This is a genomic window from Kitasatospora sp. NPDC057595 (assembly GCF_042800875.1).
Lineage (GTDB): Bacteria > Actinomycetota > Actinomycetes > Streptomycetales > Streptomycetaceae > Kitasatospora.
Genome location: NZ_JBHVGL010000004.1, coordinates 256,714 through 281,891 on the forward strand (window position 1 = coordinate 256,714; position 25,178 = coordinate 281,891).

Here is a 25,178-nt window from a genome sequence, read left to right on the forward strand (position 1 = left end):
GCGCGCGTTTCATCATTCAGCGTACGTGGACGCGTCAACGGCGACCTCGCGCACATGGCCTGTCGGACGCTACGACCATGGCTTCCCTCAACCGACTGTTAGCGCGCGTCCGCCGAAAGGCTCTCGCCCTGGCACTGCCGTGCACCATCGCCTCGGCCCTCGTCCCCGTCCTCGCGCTCGGCCCCGGAGCCGTGTCCGCCGAGGCCGCGACGCTGCCCGGTGGCCTGGGGCCCTGCGTCCCCGGCAGTTGTCCCGAGCCCTTCCCCCCGATCAACAACGGCCCGTTCGCCGGGCGGGACAACGGGATCAACATCTTCGTCGGCTCCGACTTCCTGGTCCGCGGCCGCGCAGCCGAGGCCGAGGGCCGTGTTGTCGTCCTCAACGACTTCAACCAGTCCAAGGACCCCGGGGCCAGCTCCATCTACAACATCGGCATCGTCGGTGTGGGTTCGCGGGTCCCTCCGCCGGACGGCGCCGACTTCCTCACCACCGGTGACGACGTCGTCATCGCCCCCGGCCAGAGCCTGGTGGCCGAGGGTGGTGTGGTCCGGCACGCGGGCACGGTCACCGGCACCGTGATCGGCACCCTCGTCCAGGACCCCAACGCCATCCAGCCCTACGCCGGCCTGCGCGACCAGCTCACCGCCGCCTCCGACTGCTACGCCCGGGTCAACGGTGTGCCCCGCACCGCGACCGGCACCGCGGTGAACGCGGGATTCGAGACCCTGTTCACCGGTGACGGCGTGTCGGCGCTCCAGGTCTTCAACGTCGACTTCGACCTCACCGGCCGGGGCGGCGCCCAGCAGGGCATCACCTTCGCCAACATCCCGGCGGGCGCCACCATCCTCGTCAACCTCACCGGTGCCGCCCGGACCATCAACACCTTCAGCGGCGGCATCACCGACGACGACCCGCTGAACGCCTACCGCGAGCGTCTGCTGTGGAACTTCCCGGACGCCACCACGGTCACCCTGGCCGGCACCGGCCAGTTCCAGGGCAGCGTCCTGGTCGGCGAGCAGGCTTCGCAGACCACGGTCACCCTGCCCGGGGTCAACGGCCGCTTCTTCACCACCGGCGGGCTCATCCACACCAGCTCGCCCACCGGAGGCGGCGGCCAGGAGTTCCACGCCTACCCCTTCAACGGCGACCTGCCCGACTGCGCCGCCGCGGTGACGGGTGAGGTGCGGGTGCTGAAGACCGACTCGGTGACGGGCGCGCCGCTCGCGGGCGGCGTGTTCGAGCTCTGGGCGGAGACCAACGGGGTCCCCGGTCTCCAGGCCAGTGGCGCGAACCCGGACACCCAGCTGGGTCGGCCCTGCACCACGGGTGCGGACGGTCTGTGCAGCCGGACGGTTCCGGTCGGCACGTACTACTGGCGGGAGACCGCGGCTCCGCCGGGCTACGAGTTGCCGACGGATCCGGTGTTCGGTCCGTTGGTGCTGACGGCGGCGAACGCTGCTGAGGGCGTCCAGGTGACGGCTCCGGACGTGGCGCAGGCGCCGGTGACCGGTGAGGTGCGGGTCCTGAAGACGGACTCGGTGACGGGCCTGCCGCTCGCGGGTGGTGTGTTCGAGTTGTGGGAGGAGACGAACGGGGTTCCCGGCCTCCAGACCAGCGGTAGGAACCCCGACACTCAGGTGGGTACCACCTGCACCACCGGTGCGGACGGCATCTGCCGTCAGACGGTGCCGCTCGGTGCGTACTACTGGCGGGAGATCGCCGCTCCGCCGGGCTACGAGTTGCCGGCTGATCCGGTGTTCGGTCCGTTGGAGCTGACGGCGGCGGATGCCGCCCAGGGTGTGCAGATCACCGCCCCCGACGCGCCGCAGGCGCCGGTGACCGGTGAGGTCCGCGTTCTGAAGACGGACTCGGTGACGGGTCTGCCGCTCGCGGGTGGTGTGTTCGAGCTGTGGGAGGAGACCAACGGGGTTCCTGGTCTTCAGACCACTGGCGTGAACCCCGACACTCAGGTTGGTACGGCCTGCACCACGGGTGCGGACGGTCTGTGTAGCCGGACGGTTCCGGTCGGCACCTACTACTGGCAGGAGACGGCCGCACCTCCCGGGTACGTGCTGCCGGCCGATCCGGTGTTCGGCCCGCTGATCCTGACCCCCCAGAACGCCGCAGCGGGTGTGCAGGTGACGGCTCCCGATGTGCCGCAGGCGCCGGTGACGGGTGAGGTCCGCGTTCTGAAGACGGACTCGGTGACGGGCCTGCCGCTCGCGGGTGGTGTGTTCGAGCTGTGGGAGGAGACCAACGGGATCCCCGGTCTTCAGACCACTGGCGTGAACCCCGACACTCAGGTGGGTACCACCTGCACCACCGGCGCGGACGGCATCTGCCGTCAGACGGTGCCGCTCGGTTCCTACTACTGGCGGGAGATCGCGGCTCCGCCGGGCTACGAGTTGCCGGCTGATCCGGTGTTCGGTCCGTTGGAGCTGACGGCGGCGGATGCCGCCCAGGGTGTGCAGATCACCGCCCCCGACGCGCCGCAGGCGCCGGTGACCGGTGAGGTGCGGGTCCTGAAGACGGACTCGGTGACCGGTGCGCCGTTGGCCGGTGGTGTGTTCGAGTTGTGGGAGGAGACCAACGGGGTTCCCGGTCTTCAGACCACTGGCGTGAACCCCGACACTCAGGTTGGTACGGCCTGCACCACGGGTGCGGACGGCATCTGCCGCCGCACGGTGCCGCTCGGCACGTACTACTGGCAGGAGACGGCCGCACCTCCCGGGTACGACCTGCCGGCCGACCCGGTGTTCGGTCCGTTGGTGCTGACGGCGGCGAACGCCGCCCAGGGCGTGCAGGTGACGGCTCCGGACGTGGCGCAGGCCCCGGTGACGGGTGAGGTGCGGGTCCTGAAGACGGACTCGGTGACCGGTGCGCCGTTGGCCGGTGGTGTCTTCGAGCTGTGGGAGGAGACCAATGGCATCCCCGGTCTCCAGACCACCGGCGCGAACCCCGACACTCAGGTTGGTACGGCCTGCACCACGGGTGCGGACGGCATCTGCCGCCGCACGGTGCCGCTCGGCACGTACTACTGGCGTGAGATCGCCGCACCTCCCGGCTACGAGTTGCCGGCTGATCCGGTGTTCGGCCCCTTGGAGCTGACGGCGGCGAATGCCGCCGCAGGTGTGCAGATCACCGCCCCCGACGCGCCGCAGGCGCCGGTGACCGGTGAGGTGCGGGTCCTGAAGACGGACTCGGTGACCGGTGCGCCGTTGGCCGGTGGTGTCTTCGAGCTGTGGGAGGAGACCAACGGGATCCCCGGTCTCCAGACCACCGGCGCGAACCCCGACACTCAGGTTGGTACGGCCTGCACCACGGGTGCGGACGGTCTGTGCAGGCGCACGGTGCCGCTCGGCACGTACTACTGGCAGGAGACGGCCGCACCTCCCGGGTATGTGCTGCCGGCTCAGCCGGTGTTCGGTCCGTTGGTGCTGACGGCGGCGAACGCCGCCCAGGGCGTGCAGGTGACGGCTCCGGACGTGGCGCAGGCCCCGGTGACCGGTGAGGTCCGGGTCCAGAAGACCGACTCCGTGACCGGCAACCCGCTCGCCGGTGGTGTGTTCGAGCTGTGGGAGGAGACCAATGGGGTTCCCGGTCTTCAGACCACCGGCCCGAACCCCGACACTCAGGTGGGTACCACCTGCACCACCGGCGCGGACGGCATCTGCCGCCGCACGGTGCCGCTCGGCACGTACTACTGGCGTGAGATCGCCGCACCCCCCGGGTACGTGCTGCCGGCTCAGCCGGTGTTCGGCCCGCTGGTGCTGACCGCGGCGAACGCCGCGTCCGGCGTCCAGGTCACCGCGCCCGACGTCCCGCAGTCGGTGGTCACGGGTGAGGTGCGGGTACTGAAGAAGGACGCCGAGACCGGTGCGCCGCTCGCCGGTGGTGTCTTCGAGCTGTGGGAGGAGACCAACGGCATCCCCGGTCTCCAGACCACCGGCCCGAACCCGGACACCCAGGTGGGTAGCACCTGCACCACCGGTGCGGACGGTCTCTGCCGCCGCACGGTGGACCTCGGCATCTACTACTGGCGGGAGATCGCCGCACCTCCCGGGTACGACCTGCCGGCCGACGCGGTGTTCGGCCCGCTGGTGCTGACCGCGGCCAACGCCATGGCGGGCGTCCAGGTCACGGCCGCCGACTGCCCGTCGCCGAAGCCGCCGGGCAAGGGCTCGATCCACCTGACCAAGAAGGACAAGTGGTCGGGCGAGCCGCTGGCCGGCGCGGTGTTCGAGCTGTGGCGGGAGAGCAACGGCGTCCCCGGCCTGCAGACCGGGGGTGCCAACCCGGACACCCTGGTGAGCGGCTGCACCACCGACGCCGACGGAAGGTGCGAGTTCGACCACCTGCCGGCCGGGCAGTACTACCTGCGGGAGACCGAGGCGCCCGACGGCTACCAGCTGCCGCGCGACCCGGTCACCGGTCCGATCGAGGTGAACTGCGACGACTGCGTCCCCATCTGCCTGACCAACGAGAAGGAGAAGGACGAGGACTGCTGGTAACCGGCTGATCCGACGGACCGCCCGGAGCAGGCTCCCTGCTCCGGGCGGTCCTGTGCGGTCGTGACGACGGCCCGGGGCCCGCTCAGCCGAGCACGTGCCGCAGGCCGCCCAGCAGGTGCCCGCGGAAGGCCCGGTCCGCGTAGGCCTCGGGCGCGTGGCCGAGGGCGGTGTAGAAGGTCGGCACGCCGTCGTGCTCCCCGGACCAGGCGAGTGGATGACGGTCGGCCAGGCCCATCGACGCGCCCGTGTAGTCGGCCTCGTCCACGGTGAGCAGGACGCGGACGCCGCGATCGCGCGGGTCGGAGCGGAAGTCGTACCACTCGTCGGTCCACTCCCAGCGGGCGGGCAGGTGGGCGGTGGCCGGGTGATCGGCGTCGGCGACCCGGACCGGCGCGGTCTGGATCGCCGGGTGCCGGTCGAACCGGGCACCGACCAGTCCCTCGAACCACGGCCACTCGTACGCGGTGCTGGACGCCGCGTGCACGCCCAGCCAGCCGTGACCGGCGGTCAGGTGGGCGCGCAGGGCGTCCTGCCCGGCCTCGTCGAGCACCGGGCCGCCGGTGGAGAGGAAGACCACGGCGGCGTAGCGGCGCAGCGCGGCGGGCCGGAAGACGGCCGGGTCCTCGGTGGCGTCGACGGTGAAGCCGTGCCGCTCGCCCAGCTCGCCCAGCGCGCGGGTGCCGTCGACGACCGAGGCGTGCGGGAAGCGGAGGTTTCGACGGTAGATCAGGATCCGGGCCATGGTGGACGATCCTGCCAGCCCCGCCCGGAGCGCCAGTGTCCGGGCCCGTGGGACGCGTTTCGCCTGCGTACGGCTTTGCCGAGGCATGGTCGAACATTGGTGTTCGACTGACCGGCGCGCCCGGGCGCGTTCACCGCGTGTCCGTGTCGGGTCAACGCGTGGCTGGAAGAGTCCGGTCCATGGAAACTCCGAACATGGGCGTGCCGGTCGAGCTCGCCGAACGCATGAGCATGGCCGAGCAGCACGAGTACCTGCGGGCCCGCTTCTCCCGCCGCCGGATGCTGCGCGTCGGCGCCGTCTCGGTGGGCGCGCTGGCGGTGGGCGGTGCGTTGGGCAGCGGCACCGCCTCGGCCGCCCCGGCGACGCCTCAGCTGCTGGCCGGCGGCGCCACCGCGAGCGTCGACGGTTCGCTGGTCGCCCCGATCGGACGTCACCTCGCCTTCGGTTCCGAGCCGGACACCCAGTTCCGGGTCTCCTGGCAGGTGCCGGCCCCGGTGAAGCGGCCGTTCCTGCGCTACGGCAAGAACCCGTGGGACCTCAGCCACAAGATCGAGGCGGAGGTGCGCACCCTGCACACCCCGGCGCTCACCCCCACCGGCCAGCCGGTGGACCAGTACTACCTGCACGTGGCGCTGGAGGACCTGCACCCCGACACCACCTACTACTACGGTGTCGGCCACCAGGGCTTCGACCCGGCCTCGCAGCAGGCCATCTCCACCCTCGGCACCTTCCGCACCGCGCCCTCGCGCGAGCACCGCTGGGGCAAGGTGTACGAGCCGTTCACCTTCACCGCCTTCGGCGACCAGGGCGTCAGCGACCACGCCAAGGGCAACGACCACATCATCCTGGCCCAGAACCCGGCCTTCCACCTGCACGCCGGCGACATCTGCTACGCCGACCCGGCGGGCTCCGGCCAGGACTCCGACAAGTCGGTGTTCAACGCCACCACCTGGGACGCCTTCCTGGTGCAGACCGAGACGGTCGCCTCGAAGGTGCCGTGGATGGTCGCCTACGGCAACCACGACATGGAGGCCTGGTACTCGCCGAACGGCTACGGTGGCGAGAACGCCCGCTTCTACCTGCCGGACAACGGCCCGGACAAGCGCAGCGTCCCCGGCGTCTACTCCTTCCGCTACAAGAACGTCGGCGTCATCTCGCTGGACGCCAACGACGTCTCCTACGAGATCCCGGCCAACCTGGGCATCTCGGCGGGCAAGCAGACCCGCTGGCTGGAGCGCACCCTGAAGGACCTGCGCAACGACGAGACGATCGACTTCGTCGTGGTCTTCTTCCACCACTGCGCCTTCTCCACCACCCACCAGCACGCCTCCGAGGGCGGGGTGCGCGAGGCCTGGGTGCCGCTGTTCGAGAAGTACCGGGTCGACCTGGTGATCAACGGTCACAACCACGTGTACGAGCGCACCGACGCGATCCTCGGCAACAAGGTCTCCAAGACGGTGCCGAGCGGCGCCTCCGTCGAGCCGGCCAAGGACGGCGTGGTGTACGTGACGGCGGGCGCGGCCGGCCGCAGCCTCTACCGGTTCGACGCCCCGGACACCTACGAGGGCCACGAGAACCGCCTCGACTCGGTGGACACCTACTACTTCGCCAAGGGCGGCGGCAAGGTCACCGAGAAGGTCGAGTGGTCGCGGGTCCGCTACACCGGTTACTCCTTCATCAAGGTCGACGTGAAGCCCGCCCATCTGGGCCGGAAGTCCGAGATGACCGTCACCGCCCTGGCGGAGGACGGCACCCGGGTGGACCACTACACCATCCTCCGCGAGGTCGGCGAGGGCTGGGACGGCAACCGCGACGACGACGGCCAGGGCGGCGGCTGGGGCTGGTAACCGCCCGCACGGCAGCAGCCCTCGCAGCCCGCGAAGCCCCCGCAGGCACCGCCTGCGGGGGCTGCGTGTCGGAACCGGATCACGGTTCGCGGACGTCCCGTTCCCTGGAATCCGCGGGGGAGACGCGGCGGGGGTCAGACCTGGCGGTAGGTGGCGAGGAAGCGGCCGATGCGGTTGATGGCGGTCTCCAGGTCGTCGGCGCGGGGGAGGGTGACGAAGCGGAAGTGGTCGGGGCGGGGCCAGTTGAAGCCGGTGCCCTGGACCACGTGGATCTTCTCGCGGAGCAGGAGGTCCAGGACGAAGCGCTCGTCGTCGACGATGCGGTGGACGGCCGGGTCGAGCCTGGCGAAGGCGTAGAGGGCGCCACGCGGCTTGACGCAGCTGACGCCGGGGATCTCGTTGAGGGCGCGGAAGGCGACGTCGCGCTGTTCGGCGAGGCGGCCGCCGGGCAGGACCAGGTCGTTGATCGACTGGTGGCCGCCGAGCGCGGCCTGGACGGCGTACTGGGAGGGCACGTTGGGGCACAGCCGCATGCCGGAGAGCATGGTGAGGCCCTCCAGGTAGTCGCTCGCGTGCTGCTTGGGGCCGGAGACGACCAGCCAGCCGCTGCGGAAGCCCGCCACCCGGTAGGACTTGGAGAGGCCGTTGAAGGTGAGCGTGAGCACGTCGTCGGCCAGGGCGGCCAGGCAGTGGTGCTCGACGTCGTCGTAGAGGATCTTGTCGTAGATCTCGTCGGCCAGCACCATCAGCTGGTGGCGGCGGGCGAGGTCGAGGATGCCCTCCAGCAGTTCCTTCGGGTAGACGGCGCCGGTGGGGTTGTTGGGGTTGATGACCACGATCGCCTTGGTGCGGGCGGTGATCTTCGCGGCGATGTCGTCGAGGTCGGGGAACCAGTCCGCCCCCTCGTCGCAGAGGTAGTGCACCGCCTTGCCGCCGGCCAGCCGGACCACCGCCGTCCACAGCGGGTAGTCGGGCATCGGGACGAGCACCTCGTCGCCGTCGTCCACCAGCGCGGTGACGGCCATCTGGATCAGCTCGGAGACGCCGTTGCCGAGGTAGACGTCGTTGACGGTCACGCCGTCGACGCCGCGCTGCTGGTAGTACTGCACGACCGCACGGCGGGCCGGCAGGATGCCGCGCGAGTCGCTGTAGCCGTGTGCGCGGGGGAGGTTGCGGATGATGTCCTGGAGGATCTCCTCGGGCGCCTCGAAGCCGAACGTGGCCGGGTTGCCGGTGTTCAGCCGGAGCACGCTGTGCCCGGCCTCCTCCAGCGCGTTGGCCTGGTCGACCACCGGGCCGCGGATCTCGTAGCACACGTCATTCAGCTTGCTGGACTGCCGAAACTCCATCTGCGGCCTCCCGACCGTCACCCCGCGTCGACCCTGCTCGCTTTGTTCTACCAAGTAGGCACTTGGAAAGTCCAACCTCTTGGCTATGCTGATCCACATGTCACGCCGAAGCTACGACCAGTACTGCGCCGTCGCCCGCGCCCTGGACGCGGTGGGGGAGCGCTGGAGCCTCCTGATCGTCCGTGAACTCCTGGCCGGTCCGCGCCGCTACACCGACCTGCACGCCGACCTGCCCGGCGTCTCCACCGACATCCTCGCCGCGCGGCTCAAGCAGCTGGAGGGCGAGGGCGTCATCGAGCGGCGGCGCCTCGAACGGCCGGCCAACGCCACCGTCTACGAGCTGACCGAACGCGGCGCCGCGCTGCGGCCGGTCGTGGCGGCGCTCGGTGTCTGGGGGCTCGACGCGCTGGGGGAGCAGCGGCCGACCGATGCCGTGCGAACGCACTGGATCACCGGCGGGGTGGAGGAGCCGGCGGGGGAGCCGGCGGGGGAAACGGTGGCCGAGCCGGCGGGGGTCTGACCGGCGCGGACGAACGGTGGATCGGTGCCGCGGCCCCCCGCCGGCTCCGCCCGATCCCGCCCGATCCCGGCGCCGGCCGCGCGCGTACGATCGTCGGGCCATGGAGAACACCCAGAACACGCCCACCGCCTTCCGCAGTTACGTCGCCGTCGGGGACTCCTTCACCGAGGGCATGTGCGACGACCTGCTGCCCGACGGCCACTTCCGGGGCTGGGCCGACCGCGTCGCCGCCCGGCTCGCCGCCGACCACCCGGCCGGCGGCTTCCGGTACGCCAACCTCGCCGTCCGCGGCAAGCTCATCGGCCAGATCCACGACGAGCAGCTCGACCGGGCCGCCGCCATGGGCGCCGAGCTGGTCACCCTGGCCGGCGGGCTCAACGACGTGCTGCGCCCGCGCTGCGACGTCGCCCGGGTCGAGGAACTCCTCGGCGCCTCCGCAGCCCGGCTGCGCGCCACCGGTGCCACCGTGGTCATGTTCACCAGCACCGACCCGACCCGGCGGATGGCCGGCTCCGCCCGGCTGCTCCCGGCGATCCTGCGGATGAAGGCCTTCGTGCACGAGCTCGCCCAGGATCCGGGCATCGCCGTGGTCGACCTGTTCTCCGCACCCTGCTTCGACGACCGCCGGCTCTGGGCGGAGGACCGGCTGCACCTCTCGTCCGAGGGTCACCGCCGGGTCGCCGAGGCTGTTCTGGAAGCGCTCGGGCGCCCCGCCGGCTTCGACTGGCGCGCCCCGCTGCCGGTCGCCGCCCCGCCGACCCGCGGCGAGAAGCTGGCCGCCGACGCCCGCTGGGCCCGCACCCACCTCGGGCCGTGGATCGGCCGCCGTCTGACCGGCCGCTCCTCCGGCGACGGCCGCCCGCCCAAGCGCGCGGAGCTGCTGCCCTACGAGGGCTGAGCGGCGTACGGGCCGCCGGGCGGCGGCGGGTGCCGCGGTCTACCGGCGGCCGTCAGCCCCGGAAGAGGTTGTGGCCCACGTCCGACGGCACCTCGTCCTGGTACGGGGTGGCGTCCGGACCGGGCACCTGCTCGCCCGGGACGGACTCGGTGCCCTCCCGGTGCAGCAGGTACACGCCGTCCTCCGACCAGACCGTCCGGTAACCGTGCGCCAGCAGCAGCTCGATCCTGGCCGCCTGCTCGTGGTCGGTCCGGAACGGGAAGGACCGCTTGTCCGCCCGGATCAGCACGTACTCGCGTCCGCGCGGCTTCTCGTCGACCAGCACCACGTCCGCGCGGGCGGTCAGCCGCGGCGCCGCCTGGTTGTCGGCCTCGACGGAGGCGCCGTCCGGGACCAGCGCCGCGCCGCGCAGCAGCGCCGCCTCGCTCGCCTTCGGCTGCCAGTAGGCCGGCACGAACAGGTTCGCCACCCCGAGCGGCAGCGCGGCCGCGACGGTCAGCGCGGCGGCGGCCACACCGAGCCGTCGGGTGAGCGCCCGGTCGTGGCAGCGGCCCAGCACCTCCACCGCGGCGACCAGCAGGATCGGCCAGAGGAACGCGTCGTAGTGCCGGGCGATCGACCAGTGGTTGGGGTTGCTGGAGAGCACCCGCTCGGCGAGCAGCGGGACGGCCAGGAGCACGGTCGCCGAGCGCAGCGGGAGGAGGAACAGCGTGCCGAAGATCCACAGCAGCAGCAGCGGCTTCAGCGGGGCGTCGAAGAGCGTCGAGACGAGGCGGGTCGGGTCGGCCAGCACATGGGCGACCGCCGAGCCGCCGTCCTCGCCGAGCGCCTGGTAGTTCCAGTAGTAGCCGGGCACCCCGCCCATCGCCGGGATCAGCTCGGCGATCGCCACCGCCGAGGCGAGCGGGCCGCCGAGCAGCAGGCCCAGCCCCCAGCGGACGGCCGGTCGGCGCCGGTCGGCGTCCGTTTCCCGGCGCGCCCGCAGCAGCAGCACCAGGCCGTAGGCGCCGACGGCCAGACCCATGTCCTCCTTGGTGCAGCAGAGCAGCAGGCCGGCCAGTGCGGACGCCCAGTACTGCCGGGCCATCCCGCGCTCCAGCATCAGCAGCGTCAGCGGCACGGCGAACGCCACCTCGTGGAACCCGCCGCGCGAGGCCACCAGCAGGGGCCAGCCCAGTCCGTAGGCGAGGGCGGCCAGGTCGGTGGCGCGGCGGGCGGTGCGGGGGTCGGCGTCGGCGAAGCAGCGGTCGGTGATCCGGCGGATCAGCGGCACGCCGGCGGCGAAGCAGAGCGCCTGGCCGAGGAGCAGCGAGCGCGGGTCGTCCCAGAGCCAGTAGAGCGGTGCCATCAGCGCGATCACCGGCGAGAAGTGGTCGCCGAGGAGCGAGAAGCCGGGCGGGAACTCGTGGTGGAAGCTCTTCAGCGTGGACACCGGCAGACCGAAGTGCGCGTAGCCGCGCACGCCCTGGTCGAAGATGCCGAGGTCGAAGCCGCCGAGCTGGAGGGTGGTCCACTGCTGGAGACCGATCGCCAGGCAGACCGCGAAGCAGAGCAGGGTGAATCCGACGGTGCGGGCGCGGGGCGGGAGGCGCAGGGCGGGGGGCCGTCCGGCGGCGGGCCGCTCGGTGTCCCGGGTGCTCCCGGTGGCCGGGTGCGGCGCCACGTCGTGCCGGGACATGCCTTGGTTCCTCCGCTGGTGCTCGGTGCTCGGTGTTCTGGTGCTGCGGTGCTGCTCGTGCTCGGCCGACCACACTAACCGACGGCCGCGCGGCGGCGGTCGGTACGCTCTACAGCTGCACCGGTGCACAGCCGCACCGCCGTCGCACCGTCGTACCGGAGGAACAACAGCACCGTGAGCATCCCGAGCCTCAACCTCGTCTCCGACTGCGGGAGCTGCTTCGGGCTGTGCTGCGTCGCGCTGCCGTTCGCCGCCGGGTCCGACTTCGCCGTGAACAAGGCCGCCGGCACCGCCTGCCGCAATCTGCGGACCGACTTCACCTGTGGCATCCACGAGCGGCTGCGGGACAGCGGCTTCCCCGGCTGCACCGTGTACGACTGCTTCGGGGCCGGTCAGCAGGTCTCCCAGGTCGTCTTCGGCGGGCGCAGCTGGCGCGAGGCGCCGGAGAGCGCGGGGACCATGTTCGAGGTGTTCCCGGTGGTGCGGCAGCTGCACGAGCTGCTCTGGTACCTCACCGAGGCGCTCACCTTCGAACCGGCCCGGCCGGTGCACGACGAGCTGCGCCGGGCGCTGGAGCAGACCGAGCGGCTGGCCGGCGGCACGCCGGAGGAGATCCTCGCGGTCGACGTGCCCGCGCACCGGCAGGAGGTGGCCGAGCTGCTGCTCAGGGCCAGCGAGCTGGTCCGGGCCGGCGTTCCGCGTCGGCGCGAGCACCGGGGTGCGGACCTGTTCGGCGCCCGGCTGCGCGGCGCGGACCTGCGCGGGGCCAATCTGCGGGGCGCGCTGCTGGTCGCGGCGGACCTGGCGGGGGCGGACCTGCGGCTCGCCGACCTCGTCGGCGCGGACCTGCGGGACGCCAATCTGGCGGGCGCCGATCTCACCGAGGCGCTGTTCCTCACCCAGGCGCAGCTCAACGCCGCCCGCGGCGACGCGGCCACCCGTCTCCCGGCCACGCTGAAGCGCCCAGCCCACTGGCCCGACACGGCCGACGCCGCGGCGGCCACCGACGGCGGCAACCCGCGCGCGCCCCGCCCGCCCCGCGGGCCCCGCGGCCCCCAGGGCGGCGCCCGCTCGGGCCGGCCCCGACGCCGCTGAGCCGCCCGCCCGGCCGGGCAGAGCACTCAGCCGGCCAGGAGGTCCGGCGTACTGGGCGGGCGCTTGTGGAGCAGGGCGACGGCCGCACCGGCGAGCAGCAGCAGGGCGACGGCGGCGAGCGCGGGCGCGGAGCCGGCCGGGTGCAGCGGCCAGGCCCAGGGCCGGGGGCGGCTGTCCGGATACCAGCCCGCCGCCGAGCAGAGCAGCGGGACGGCGGCCAGCGCGGCGGCGGCCGGACGGTGGCCGACCAGGGGGTGGAACAGCAGCGCGAGGCCGAGGTAGCCGGCGATGTTGCGGGCCAGGACCACGGCGAGTGCGCCCTGCCCGGCCGCGTACGCGAGGCCGCCGCAGATCGTCCCGGTGGCCGCGAGGGCGAGCGCGAGTCCGACGTCCAGCCCGCGCAGGAACCGCGCGGCGACCGTCTCGGTCCGCAGGTCACCCCGGCCCAGCCCGTACAGCAGGAACACCGCCGGGAGCAGGGCGATGACGTGCGCGAGCAGGAAGTGCCCGGTCTGCCCGCGCAGGGCGGGCACCGGCAGCTCGCCGTCGCCGAACGGCAGGCCGACGGCGAAGGTCGCGGCGAGCACGGCCGCGAGCACCGGGACGGCGCGCGCCTTGCACCACCAGATCACCGCCCACCCCCGCCCGCGGTGGCCGTCCCGGCGTACGGGACCGGTGGGGGCGGGGTGCCGCAGTCGGCCAGTGCCGCCGCGGTGGCGCGGTACCAGGCGAGCTGGGCCTCGTCGGGCAGCCGGAGCAACTGGACGGCGCGGGCGGCGTCGGCCTCGGTGAACCGGCCGCCGACGCCGGCCGGTGGCGGGGTGCCGCCGTCCGGGCCCGCCCGGGCGGTGAGCCAGGCGGTGGCCGTGCCGGCGGCGACCGCGGCCGGGTAGGGCTCGCCGCGGCGGGCGCAGTCCGGGGCACGCGGGAGCAGAGCGCCGACCACGGCGGGGAGGACGTCCTGCGCCCGGGCGTCGGCCGGGACGCCGAGCCCCGCCTCGCCCGGTCCGGGGCGGGCGGCCGTGGTGAAGGACTCCGGGACGGTGACGCCCCGTCCGGCCAGGGTCTCGGCGACCCGCCGGACCTCGGCGCGGACCACCGCCGAGCGGGCACTGCCGAGCTCCGGCCAGAGGCAGACGCGGGGCCGGCCGCCGTCGCAGACCAGGGCGCCGGCGGGCCGGGCGCGTACCGGCTCGGGGCCGAGGTCGCGGACGGTCCAGCCGCCGACCGCGATGCCGCCCGCGGTGACCACCAGTGCGACGGCCAGGGCGAGCGGGGTGCCGCGTCGGCGGATCAGCAGCACGGCGGCCGCGCAGACCGCGCCGGAGAAGGCCAGTGAGCCGGTCACCGCCCGACCGTCCAGCACCTGGTCCACGGCGCAGCAGTCGGACAGCCCGCCGCCGACCAGGTGCCGCAGCCAGTAGCTGTCGAACGCGGCGGGGTAGGAGGTCAGCACGAAGCTGCTGACCAGCGCCAGCGGCACGGCGACCACCGGCGCCAGCACCCGGCCGACGAGCGAGCCGACCAGGGTGGCGGCGAGCAGCAGTCCGGCCCAGACGGCGAACGGACCGGGCTGCGGGAGGCCGTGCACGGTGCCGCCGGCCAGTGCGGCGGTGCCGAGGGCGACGGCCATGCCGAGCGCGCCCATCACGGCGACCGGCAGCAGCACCGGGGTGGTGATGGCCGTCGCGGAGCGGACCGGCGAGCGGCCGAACGCACCGCCCCGCTGAAGCCGTCCGCCCTCCCAGGCGCCGCCGGCCGCGCACGCCGCGCAGGCGAACGGCAGCGCGAGGCCGGCGTGTCCGGCGGCGGCGAGCCCGTAGGCCGGGGTGACAAAGGCGGTCAGCTCGTCGCCGAGCGCGACCAGCACGAAGCCGAGCAGGAACGGCAGGATCCGGGTGCCGGCCGAGATCCGCAGAACGGTGCGCAGCAGCATCGGTCACGTCTCCCGTTCGATCAGCCGCGCGTACGCGGCCTCGGCGCTCGGCGTGCGGGACCCGCCGTCGGCCCCGGAGAGTCCGCCGGGGGCCGCGCGGCCGACCGCCGCCAGGGCGTGGAACTCCTCGGTGGCGCCCTGGAACCGGACCTGCCCGCGGTCCAGCACCACCACGTGCCGGTAGGTGCCGGCGAGGTCCTCGGTCCGGTGGGTGGAGACGAGGATGCCGACCTCGCCCGTCAGTTCCTCGACCAGGGAGCGGAACACCGCGCGCTGGGTGGGGTCGAGCCCGGCGGTGGGCTCGTCCATCAGGATCAGCTCGCTGTGGTGGGCGAGGCAGCCGGCGATGCCCATCCGTCGCAGCTGGCCGCCGGAGAGCTGGTGGCCGGGCCGGTCGGCGAGCCCGGAGAGACCGACCCGGGCGAGCGCACCGGCCGAGGCCCGCCAGGCGGCGGTGCGCGACATGCCCTTCAACCAGCCGCAGTAGGCGACCTGTTCGCGCACGCTGAGCCCGGGGACGGGGGTGATCTGCTGCGGCAGCCAGGCCACCGCGCGCCGGTAGGCCGCCCGGTCGCCGTCGCCGGCCGCGGGGTTGACGCCACGCCAGGTGACCAGCCCCCGGTGCGGGCTCAACTGCGAGGCGGCGAGCGCCATGAGGGTGGACTTGCCGGCGCCGTTGGGGCCGAGCAGGACGGTGGCCGGGTTGTCGATCCGCAGATCGAGACCGGTGAACAGGAGCGCCTTGCGGCTGTACTGGAAGTCGATGCGGTGGAATTCAAGGGCCATGGCGGGGTCGACGCATTTCGCTCGGAACGGGTGCGGGGGCGCCGGCGGACGGGCGTGTCCGCCGGAACCACGGCCGGGGCGAGGGTCAAGGGGCGGCGGGTCGGGGGCCGGTGGGTCAGGGGACGAGGGGGCGGGGTCAGTACCGGGTGGTGACGGTGTCCACCCAGAGCTTGCCGCCGCTGCGCACGCCTTCGAGTACGAAGTAGTAGCTGCCGGCGCTCTGGTCGCCCCAGCCGGAGGTGCCGCAGTGGTTGGTGCGGTGGCCGTAGGCCTTGTCGGGGCCGAAGACGTCCTTGTAGAGCTGGAGGTCGGCGTCCTTGAAGTCCTCGGTGGCGGTCGCGCAGCCCTGGAAGGTGACGGAGGTGACGACGTCGTCCCGGTCGGCGTCCTCCCAGCGGCGGGACTCCGAGCCGGGCCCCCAGTTGCTGATGTAGGACGTCCAGGAGCCCTCGGCGAGCGCGGGGGCGGCACTTGAGAACCCGAGCAGTGCGGTGGCGACCAGGACGCCTCGGACGAGCGCGCGGTCGGTGCGGCGGGGGCGGCCGGCGGGGCGGGGACGGTCGGCGCGGTTCTTTGCGTGCATATTCCGTCCGATCATTTCGGTGACGCCGCCGGGCGGGCGGAGTCATGCAGGCAAAAGGAAACGAGCGGAGGTTCGACCCGAAAGGTCGCGGTCACCCGATCGGCCGAGCCGCCACGGAAATGACCTTAGCGTGCACGAACAGGCGCCCAGCACTATTTTTTTCGGCCATTCGGCCTGGTGAGGCTGAGGATCCAGGCCTTGGCAAGAGGCTGATCGACGTTTGTCGAAAATTCCCTTTCCTGGATTCTTTCGGTCGAGTATCGATCAGCCTTGCCTGTTTTTGATTCTTCGGACGATTGATTTCTTTTTCATGCGATTGTCGTTCTGGTCGGGTGCTGGCCGGTTTCCGCCGCCGCCGGGCTACGCCGTGAGCAGCCGGGTCCGCAGCCGGCCGATCAGCTCCTCGTCGACGCCCAGCCGGTCGGTGGCGTAGCCGTGGACCGAGCCGTGCGCGGCGGTCAGGTCCGCGAGCGCGAGCCGGATCACCTCCTCCGGCGCGCGCCCGAAGGCGGGCCAGCGCAGCGTGCGCCCCGGGTTGGCGGCGCGCCAGTCCTCCACCAGCCGGGCGGTGACGAGCTCGGTGAGCGCGAAGTCGGCGGCCACGTCGTCCTCGCCGACGCCGAGCAGGCTGAGCACCAGGGCGGCGATCAGTCCGGTGCGGTCCTTGCCGGCGGCGCAGTGGAAGACCACCGGCCGCTCGGCCCCGGCGATCAGCTCCAGGGCGTCGCGGATCTCCGCGACGCCGTCCTCGGCCACCTCGGCGAACCGGTCCGCCAGGTACCGCCACGGGTCGAGCCCCGGGTCGATCTCGGCCTGGTCGTACGGCCGGTGCTCGATCGACAGGTTGTGGTACGCGACGCCCTTCAGCTCCGGTATCCGCCCCCGGCGGTCGATCTCCCAGGGGTAGCGCAGATCGATCACGGTGCCGATGTCCAGGGCCCGGAACCGCTCCTGGTCGGCGGCCGAGGTGAGCCTGGCGAGCGAGGAGGAGCGGTAGAGCAGCCCCCAGCGGACCGTCCGTCCCTCGGCGGCCGGATAGCCGCCCAGATCGCGGAAGTTGTACGGGCCCTCGAAGTCCAGATGGCGTGTCATGTTCGCACCCTACTGGGCCCGTCGGGTACCCCGTCGGCCGGGCTCGGCGGCGCTGGGGCGCCGCGATCAGCGCGTCGAGCAGGCCCGGGAAGGACTCCTCGAACTCCTCGCGCCGGCCGGGGTGCCGCCTTCGCCTTCGTGGCCGTCGCCGGCCCCGGCGACGGCCACGGCGCCCGAGCCCCCGGCGGAACGGGTGCAAACCACCCATATGCATCGGTGACATGACATGACATCAGAAGTTGGTCGTGTGCGATTCATCGTTATCGAATCGATACGGGTGAGCACCACTGGGACGTGTGCGACTGGGGAGATCCTCCGGCGGGCCAGAGGGCCTGAACAGTCATGGCACCCTCTCCGAAGAGGAACTGATGTTGCGACGTTCCAAGACTCCCTCCGCAGCCGCGGACGGGACTTCCACCGCGCGCTGGAGAAGGCCGATATCGGCCGCTCTGACGCTCGGCCTGCTGGTGCAGGGCGGTGTGGCCGCCCAGGCGCTGACCGCCTCCTCGGCGTCCGCGGCGCCGAAGCCGGCGGATCCGAAGAGTCCGCAGGCGCCCGCCACGCCGACCGACGAGGCGCCCGACGAGGCCTCGGCGCTGCTGGCGGCCCGGCTCCAGGGGCACCGGATCGAGGTGACCGGGGCCCGGACGGAGTTCACCACGCTGTGGGCGAACCCGGACGGGACGCTGACCGCCGACCGGTCCACCGGGCAGATCCGGATGAAGGCCGGCAAGGACGGCAAGGACTGGGTGGAGGTCGACACCACGCTGGTGCAGACCCCCGACGGCAAGGTGGCGCCGAAGGCGCACCCCGGCGGGCTGGTGCTGGCCGGCGGCGAGGCCGGGGTGACGGTGGGCGACAGCGCGCCGGGCACCGGGGCACTCGCGAAGGGGGCGTCGGCGGCCGCCGGGGCACCGGAGTCCGGGCCCGCCGAGCGGGAGCTGGTGAAGATCGGCACCGGTGGGCAGCAGGTCGGCTTCGGCTGGCTCGGCAGGCTCCCGAAGCCGAAGCTGGAGGGCAGCCAGGCGACGTACGTCGACGCCCGCCCGGGCGTGGACCTGGTGCTGAAGGCGACCCGCACCGGCTTCGAGCAGTTCCTGATCGTGAAGGATCGTTCCGCCGTCGGGCAGACCGGCGCGGTCACCATCCCGCTGGACACCACCGGCCTGAACGTCGCCCCGCAGCAGGACGGTTCGATCCAGCTGCTGGACAGGGCGACCGGCAAGGAGGCCGTCAAGATCCCAGCCCCCGTGATGTGGGACGCGGCGCTCGACGAGGCCTCGGGCGAGCACCTCAACCGGGCCCCGGTGACGATGCAGGTGCGCGGTGAGGGCGCGGACACCGAGCTGGTGTTCACCCCGGACGCGGCGTTCCTGGCCGACGCGAAGACCCAGTACCCGGTGACCATCGACCCGGTCGTGGACATCGGCAGCACCTTCGACACCTACGTCCAGAACAACGAGAACTTCGACGCCTCCGGCTCGGACGAGCTCAAGCTGGGCAGCTACAACGGCAGCGTCAAGGCACGCTCGTACGTGACGATCCCGGGCGGGTCGTTCAACGGCAAGCAGATCATCGACGCCAAGCTGCACCTGTACAACTTCCACTCCTCCTCCTGCACCCCGAAGCAGTGGGAGGTCTGGAACGCGGGCGGCGCGGCCTGGTGGACCCGGTGGGGCAACGAGCCCCAGTGGGGCCAGATGTGGACCCGGACGTACGAGACCTACGACGTCGACGGCGGCGACGCCCACCAGTGCGCGGCTCCGGACGGGTCCGGCTGGACCAACACCGACGTCACGGAGATGATCCGGTACTTCGCGCAGTACGGTTCCAACGACTACGGCTTCATGCTGAAGGCGACGGACGAGAACAGCAGCCTCTCCTGGAAGAAGTTCGGTTCCGCCCAGAGCTCGGCCCCGCCGTACATCTCGGTCACCTACAACTCGGTCCCGCGGACCCCCGCGTCGGTCGAGATCCAGCCGTCCCAGCCGGGCACCCCGAAGTACGTCTCGGACGCCAACCCGCGCTTCCTGGCGCAGGCGGCGGACGACGACGGTGACAACGTCAAGGTCTACTTCGACCTGTGGCGCGGCGGCACCTTCATCGGCAGCATCCCCAAGGACACGCCGAGCGGTTCCTGGGCCTCCGTCAAGGCGTCCGACTTCGGGATCGCCAAGCTCGACGAGGGCGTGCAGTACTCGATCTCCTCGATGCTGGACGACGGCAAGTCCCGCTCGAACTGGGTGACCACCCCGTTCGTGGTGGACACCGTGGCGCCCGGCACGCCGTTCGTCACCTCCGCCGACTACCCGGCGGACTCGCTGTGGCACGGTGCGGCCAACCAGGCGGGTTCGTTCACCTTCACCCCGGCCGCCGGTACCGACGACCTGACCGCCTACGTCTACACCCTGGACGGCGGCACCGCGGTCACCGTCAACGCCACGGCGGCGCTGACCACGTCGATCACCCCGACCACCGAGGGCCGGCGCGTGCTCAGCGTGCAGGCCAAGGACCGCGCGGGCAATCTCTCCCCGCCCGCCGAGTACGTGTTCCACGTCGGCCAGGCCGGCATCAGCTCGCCGGTCAACGGCACCCAGGCGGCCAAGCGCGTCAAGCTGGCCGTCGACGCCCAGGCGCAGTTCAAGCGGGTGGTCTACGAGTACCGCCGCGGCCCCGGCGCCACCGAGTACACGGTGCCGCGCGTCAACCTGACCAAGGCCGACAACACCCCGGTCACCGAGGACCGGCCGCGGCTGGCGGACCTCGGCCCGCACGCCAACTGGAACGTCCTGGACACCCTCGGCAACGTCGGCGGTGTCCTCCAGGTGCGCGCCAGGCTGTTCCCCGAGGACGGCTCCGGCACCGGTTACACCACCGTCTGGAACACCCTGACCGTGGACCGCAACGCGGACGGCGCCGCGGGCGCCGACGCGGGCCCGGGCTCGGTCAACCTGCTCACCGGTGACTACAGCACCAACCGGACCGACGTCACCGCGTCCGGCATGTCCGTCACCCGCACCTCCTCCTCGCGCGGCACCGACCGCGGTTGGCAGCCGCAGGGCGAGCGCCTGACGGCCAACCAGCGGCAGGTCGGCACCGACACCAACGGGTTCTCGGCCGGCCTGGCGACGCTGTCGCGCTCCACCGCGCGCGGCCACGACAGCTCGACCGACTCGCTGCTGATCACACCGACCGGCCAGATCGACTCCTACGCGGGTGTCGGTCCGGACAACACCATGGCGCTCGGCATGAAGCCGGGCCGCACCTACCGGCTGACCGGCTGGATCTACGTGCCGGGCTCGACCGGTCTGAACCCGGACTTCGGGGATCGCGGCCTGCGGCTCGTCGGTTTTGTGAAGACCGGGGCCGGCTACGCCAAGACCACCTCGGCCAAGGCGGGCTTCACCGACGGCTGGCAGCAGCTCAGCGTCGACCTGGCCGTTCCGGCGGACGCCACCGAGGCGTTCTTCCGCCTCTACAACGGCTTCACCGCGGCGGACAAGCAGGTCTTCTTCGACGACCTGTCGATGAAGGAGATCGTCGCGCCGTTCGGTCCGCAGTGGGCCGGCGGTCCGGACGCGGGCGGCGGTTCCGACTTCCGTTCGCTGTCGTTCCCGCAGTCGGACCTGGTCGAGATCAAGGGCAACGACGACGGCACGCTGACCTTCGCCAAGGGCTCCGACGGCACGTTCTTCCCGGAGCCGGGCGCGGAGTCCTTCTCGCTCAAGGCCGTCCCGGCGACGGCGGGTTCGATCTCGCTGTCCGCCAACGGTCTGTGCCTGGAGGTGCCGAACGGCGACGCCGGCAACGGAGCGGTGCTGCAGACGGCGCCGTGCACCGGTGCCACCAACCAGCAGTGGACCCGTGACGACCAGCAGCGCATCCAGATCCTCGGCCGGTGCCTGGACAACCCCTGGGGCGCGGTCGACGACAACACCCGGATCGTGCTCTGGGACTGCAACGGCGGCACCAACCAGAAGTGGGACGTGCGCACCGACGGCCAGCTGCTGAACCAGCAGTCCGGCAAGTGCCTGGACGCCTACAACGGCGCCACCATCTGGGTCTGCTGGGCCGGTCCGAACCAGGTCTGGAACGTGCAGACCAACGCCACCACCTACGAGCTGACCGAACTGAACGGGACCAAGACGGTCTTCGCCCAGCAGGCCGGGGCGAACAGCTACCAGGTGGTCAGCGAGACCGGTCCGGGTGCCCCGTCGGCGACCCGCTACCTGTACGACATCACCGACGGCCGGGCCCTGGTCAAGCGCGTGATCCCGCCGGTCGAGCCGGGCGTGGACGACGTCAACCGGTGCTCGGTGGACCCGCTGCCGCGCGGCTGCGAGGTCATGGAGTACGAGTACGCCAAGGTGACCACCGCCACGGCCGCCGCACCCGGTGACTTCATCGACCGGGTGAAGGCCGTCAAGCTGTGGTCGTGGAACCCGGCGACCTCGAAGGAGGAGGCCGTCGAGGTCGCGCACTACGCGTACGACGACAAGGGCCGCCTCGCCGAGACCTGGGACCCGCGCCTGGCGCAGCCGCTGAAGACCACGTACGGCTACGACGACGCGGGCCGGGTCACCCGGATCACCCCGGCGGGTCAGCTGCCGTGGAACTTCGACTTCGGCAAGGCCGCGGCCGACCAGGACCCGGGGCGCCTGCTGAAGGTCCGCCGTGCCGCCCTGACGCAGGGCAGCAAGGACCAGGTCAACGGCGAGACCGCGACCAACGTCGTCTACGACGTGCCGCTGACCGTCGGCGCGGGCGGTCCGTACGACCTGTCCGGCGCGGAGGTGGCCAAGTGGGCCCAGCTGGACGCTCCGACTGACGCCACCGCCGTCTTCGATCCCGAGGACGATCCGGGCACCAACACGGCGACCGCCGTGAAGCCGGGCAAGGACGGCTACAAGCCGGCCACCGTGCACTACCTCAACGCCAACGGCCAGGAGGTCAACACCGCCACCCCGTCGGTCACTCCGGGCGGTGACATCGACACCAAGGAGTACGACCGCTACGGCCACGTCGTGCGGGCCCTGGAGGCGACCAACCGCTCGATCGCGCTCGGGACCCACCCGGACGCGGCCCGGTACGCGACCGAGCTGAACCTCCCGGCCGACTCCGCCGCCCGCGCCCGGCTGCTGGACACCCGTACCGGCTACAGCCCGGACGGCCAGGACGTCGTCGAGACGCTCGGCCCGGTCTACCGCGCCTCGCTCGCCGAGCAGGTCAACGGCCAGACCACCCCGGCCACCGTCACGGCGGAGGCCGAGAAGCTGCCGCAACTCGGCGCGAACGTGCCGGTCAAGATCGACACCGACTGCTGCGGCCTGACCTGGTCGGGCGGTGCGCACCTGAGCGTGCGGGCCACCGCGGCCGGCGGCTACGACGTGGTGCGGGTCAGCGTGCCGGAGGAGGGCGAGTACCTGCTCTCCGGTCAGCTGACCAAGTACAACGACCACGGCATCGTGCAGTTCGCGATCGACGGGCAGAACCTCGGCCAGCCGATCGACACCTACTCCGCGAACCCGGCGGTGGTCCCGTACGCGACCGGCCAGGCGATCCGGCTGGCGCGTGGTGACCACGAGCTGAAGATCACCATCACCGGCACCAACCCGGCCAGCACCGGCGAGCGCTACCACGCCGGCCTGGACACCGTGACGCTGACCAAGAGCACCGTCAACCCGACGCTCGCCGCCGGGACGTCCGTGGTGGTCCGTGACCACAACACCAGCACCTACGACGAGGGCAAGCCCGACGGCCGGGCCTACCACCTGGTCACCACCCAGACCGACGGCGCCCGGATCGACGGCTACGCCGACGACGCGGAGCTGCGGGTCACCAGGACCGGCTACGGCACCCCGATCGGCGGCACCGCCGGCTGGACGGTGAAGAAGGCGACCTCGGTGACCACCGACGCGCTGGGCGCCAAGCTCACCACCACCAGCCGGTTCGACACGCAGGGCCGCGCCGAGGAGGTGCGGGTCCCGGGCAACACCGAGGCGGACGCCGCCACGGTGAAGTCCGTGTACTACACGGCGGGCGCGAACGCCGCCGACCCGGCCTGCGCCAACCGTCCCGAGTGGGCGGGACTGCAGTGCACGAGCGGTCCGGGAGCGGCGGTGACGGGCGCGGACGCGGCGCGGATGCCGACCACGCTGCCGGTCAAGCAGACCACCCGCTACTCGCGCACCGGCCGTCCCGAGGAGGTCGTGGAGACCAACGCGGGCAAGACCCGGAAGACCGTCACCGCCTACGACACCACCGACCGGGTGGTGTCCACGGAGGTCACCGGTGACGAGGGCCTCGCGGTCCCGAAGGTGACGGTGGCGTACGACCCGGCGACGGGTGAGGCGACCACGAACTCGGCGGCGGGCAAGTCGATCACCACGGTGAAGGACGTCCTCGGCCGGGTGATCTCGTACACCGACGCGGACGGCGCGACCACCACCACGGAGTACGACAAGTTCGGCAAGCCGGTGAAGGTCACCGACCCGACCGGTACGGCCGCCTACACCTACGACCGGGCCAAGGAGCCGCGCGGTCTGCTCACCTCGGTGAGCGACAGCAAGGCCGGTGAGTTCACGGCCAAGTACAGCCCGGACGGCCAGCTCGTCGAGCAGACCTACCCGGGTGGCATCGTCCGCAAGGACACCCTGAACGCCTCCGGCAAGGCCGTCGCCCGCAGCTACACCCGGGCCTCGGACGGCAAGGTCGTCTGGGCGCAGAGCTCCGAACTCTCCACCCAGACCCAGGTCGTCAAGGACAGCAGCACCAACGGCACCAAGGCCTACGGCTACGACCGCCTCGGCCGGCTGACCAAGGCGGAGCAGTCCACGGCCGCCGCCGGCTGCACCACCCGCACCTACAGCTACGACGTCCACTACAACCGCACCGCGAAGGCGGTCTCCGGCCCGGCCGGCGACGGCACCTGCACCACCGCCGGTGCCACGACCACCGCGTCGGCGTACGACAGCGCGGACCGGATCACCGACCCGGGCTACGCCTACGACGCGTTCGGCCGCACGGTGCGGACGCCGTCCGGTACGGCCGTCGGCTACCGGGTCGACGACCTGGTGGCCTCCCAGGAGACCGCGACCACCCGGCAGACCTGGACCGTCGACCCTGGCGGCCGGATCAGCGGCAGCACCACCGCCGTCAAGCAGGCCGACGGCACCTGGGCCGGCGGCGCCGGCAAGCTCAACCACTACGGCGGCAGCGCGGACAGCCCGCGGTGGACCGTCGAGGACACCGCCACCGGCGCCTGGACCCGCAACGTCCCCGGTGTCGACGGCGACCTGTCCGCGACCGCCACCAACCAGGGCGTGGTCAGGCTCCAGCTCACCAACCTGTTCGGCTCGGTGGTGCTCGTCACCGACACCGCGCTGACCGCACCGGTGCTGCTGGACGCCGACGAGTTCGGCAACCCGGCGGCCGGCCAGGCCGCCGTCCGCTACGGCTGGCTCGGCGGCAAGCAGCGTTCCGCCGAGACGCTGGACGGCGTCGTCCTCATGGGCGTGCGCCTCTACAACCCCGCCAGCGGTCGCTTCCTGTCCGTGGACCCGGTCTACGGGGGCAGTGCCAACTCCTACGACTACGTCTACGGCGACCCGCTGGGGCAGTACGACCTCGACGGCCGCTGGTGCGCCTTCGGCAAGAACCCGAACGGTTCCTGCCGAGGGGCCAGCAAGGTCAAGGCGGCGGCGAAGTGGACCTGGGACAACCGGGGCAAGATCACCGCGGCCGCGGCCTTCACGGCCTGCACCGTCGCCAGCGCCGGCGCCTGCGCGGTGGCCGGCGGCATCGCCTTCGGTGTGTCGGCGGCGAACCGGACGTACAACTACGTGAGGGGTGGTGACTACTCGTGGAAGTCCACCGCCAAGTTCGGCGTCGGACTCGGCATGGACTTCATCGGGTACAAGCTCAAGGCCGTCCGCGCGGTGGGCATGTTCGGCAACCGCATGCTCACCCTGGGGCTGGCCATGGGCACCCGCCTCGGTCAGGCCCGGTTCTTCCGGCAGTTCATCGGATATACCTGGAGTATTTTGGGATGGTAAGATCCACTGGGCTCTTTGGACTCGTTCGGACCTCGGCCCCGTGATCGCCGGCCGCGGACCCGTCGCAGTCCGACCAGAACCGGATCG

The 25,178-nt window shown here is 72.2% G+C and carries 13 protein-coding genes and 1 pseudogene; 6 read left to right on the forward strand and 8 right to left on the reverse strand.

All coding sequences use genetic code 11. The features are described from left to right. The first annotated feature begins 77 nt into the window (after positions 1-77). Positions 78-4,511: a SpaA isopeptide-forming pilin-related protein gene (locus ACFU9E_RS09475; protein WP_380685921.1), complete on the forward strand. Its 4,434-nt coding sequence runs from the start codon at positions 78-80 to the stop codon at positions 4,509-4,511. A gap of 82 nt (positions 4,512-4,593) precedes the next feature. Here ACFU9E_RS09475 and ACFU9E_RS09480 read toward each other — a convergent pair whose 3' ends face one another. After that, on the reverse strand, positions 4,594-5,253 hold the full coding sequence (locus ACFU9E_RS09480) for a ThuA domain-containing protein (RefSeq protein WP_380682031.1): 660 nt from the start codon (positions 5,251-5,253) through the stop codon (positions 4,594-4,596). A 179-nt stretch (positions 5,254-5,432) separates the two neighbouring features. Between ACFU9E_RS09480 and ACFU9E_RS09485 the strand changes: the two genes are divergently transcribed. Continuing rightward, entirely contained in the window at positions 5,433-7,100 is a 1,668-nt protein-coding gene (locus ACFU9E_RS09485; protein ID WP_380682032.1) for a fibronectin type III domain-containing protein, read from the forward strand. 134 nt (positions 7,101-7,234) lie between these two features. Here ACFU9E_RS09485 and ACFU9E_RS09490 read toward each other — a convergent pair whose 3' ends face one another. Then, the gene (locus ACFU9E_RS09490; protein ID WP_380682033.1) at positions 7,235-8,449 is read right to left on the reverse strand and encodes a pyridoxal phosphate-dependent aminotransferase; all 1,215 of its coding nucleotides are present in this window, start codon (positions 8,447-8,449) and stop codon (positions 7,235-7,237) included. A gap of 97 nt (positions 8,450-8,546) precedes the next feature. Here ACFU9E_RS09490 and ACFU9E_RS09495 point away from each other — a divergent pair. Further along, positions 8,547-8,897, forward strand: a pseudogene (locus tag ACFU9E_RS09495) (winged helix-turn-helix transcriptional regulator); the annotation flags it as partial. A gap of 172 nt (positions 8,898-9,069) precedes the next feature. After that, on the forward strand, positions 9,070-9,867 hold the full coding sequence (locus ACFU9E_RS09500) for an SGNH/GDSL hydrolase family protein (RefSeq protein ID WP_380682034.1): 798 nt from the start codon (positions 9,070-9,072) through the stop codon (positions 9,865-9,867). Positions 9,868-9,919: 52 nt separating this feature from the next. Here the strand turns inward: ACFU9E_RS09500 and ACFU9E_RS09505 are convergent, their stop codons facing one another. Beyond that, positions 9,920-11,545, reverse strand: a complete 1,626-nt coding sequence (locus ACFU9E_RS09505; RefSeq protein WP_380682035.1) for a DUF2079 domain-containing protein — start codon at positions 11,543-11,545, stop codon at positions 9,920-9,922. A gap of 174 nt (positions 11,546-11,719) precedes the next feature. Here ACFU9E_RS09505 and ACFU9E_RS09510 point away from each other — a divergent pair, with 174 nt between their 5' ends. Next, positions 11,720-12,640: a pentapeptide repeat-containing protein gene (locus tag ACFU9E_RS09510; protein WP_380682036.1), complete on the forward strand. Its 921-nt coding sequence runs from the start codon at positions 11,720-11,722 to the stop codon at positions 12,638-12,640. Positions 12,641-12,666: 26 nt separating this feature from the next. Here ACFU9E_RS09510 and ACFU9E_RS09515 read toward each other — a convergent pair whose 3' ends face one another. The 5 genes from ACFU9E_RS09515 to ACFU9E_RS09535 all read right to left on the reverse strand — a co-directional run bounded on the left by ACFU9E_RS09515 (position 12,667) and on the right by ACFU9E_RS09535 (position 17,037). After that, on the reverse strand, positions 12,667-13,272 hold the full coding sequence (locus tag ACFU9E_RS09515; RefSeq protein ID WP_380682037.1) for a hypothetical protein: 606 nt from the start codon (positions 13,270-13,272) through the stop codon (positions 12,667-12,669). Continuing rightward, positions 13,269-14,576, reverse strand: a complete 1,308-nt coding sequence (locus tag ACFU9E_RS09520) for a hypothetical protein (protein WP_380682038.1) — start codon at positions 14,574-14,576, stop codon at positions 13,269-13,271. The genes ACFU9E_RS09515 and ACFU9E_RS09520 overlap by 4 nt, the downstream gene beginning before the upstream one ends. 3 nt (positions 14,577-14,579) lie before the next feature. Beyond that, positions 14,580-15,362 (reverse strand): ATP-binding cassette domain-containing protein, encoded by a 783-nt coding sequence (locus ACFU9E_RS09525; protein WP_380682039.1) that lies wholly within the window; start codon positions 15,360-15,362, stop codon positions 14,580-14,582. 136 nt (positions 15,363-15,498) lie between these two features. Further along, complete coding sequence (locus ACFU9E_RS09530) at positions 15,499-15,945, reverse strand: hypothetical protein (protein WP_380682040.1); 447 nt, start codon at positions 15,943-15,945, stop codon at positions 15,499-15,501. A gap of 360 nt (positions 15,946-16,305) precedes the next feature. Beyond that, a complete protein-coding gene (locus ACFU9E_RS09535; RefSeq protein ID WP_380682041.1) occupies positions 16,306-17,037 on the reverse strand; it encodes a tyrosine-protein phosphatase in 732 nt (243 codons plus the stop codon). Positions 17,038-17,405: 368 nt separating this feature from the next. Between ACFU9E_RS09535 and ACFU9E_RS09540 the strand changes: the two genes are divergently transcribed. After that, a complete protein-coding gene (locus tag ACFU9E_RS09540; RefSeq protein ID WP_380682042.1) occupies positions 17,406-25,091 on the forward strand; it encodes a ricin-type beta-trefoil lectin domain protein in 7,686 nt (2,561 codons plus the stop codon). Positions 25,092-25,178 lie beyond the last annotated feature (87 nt).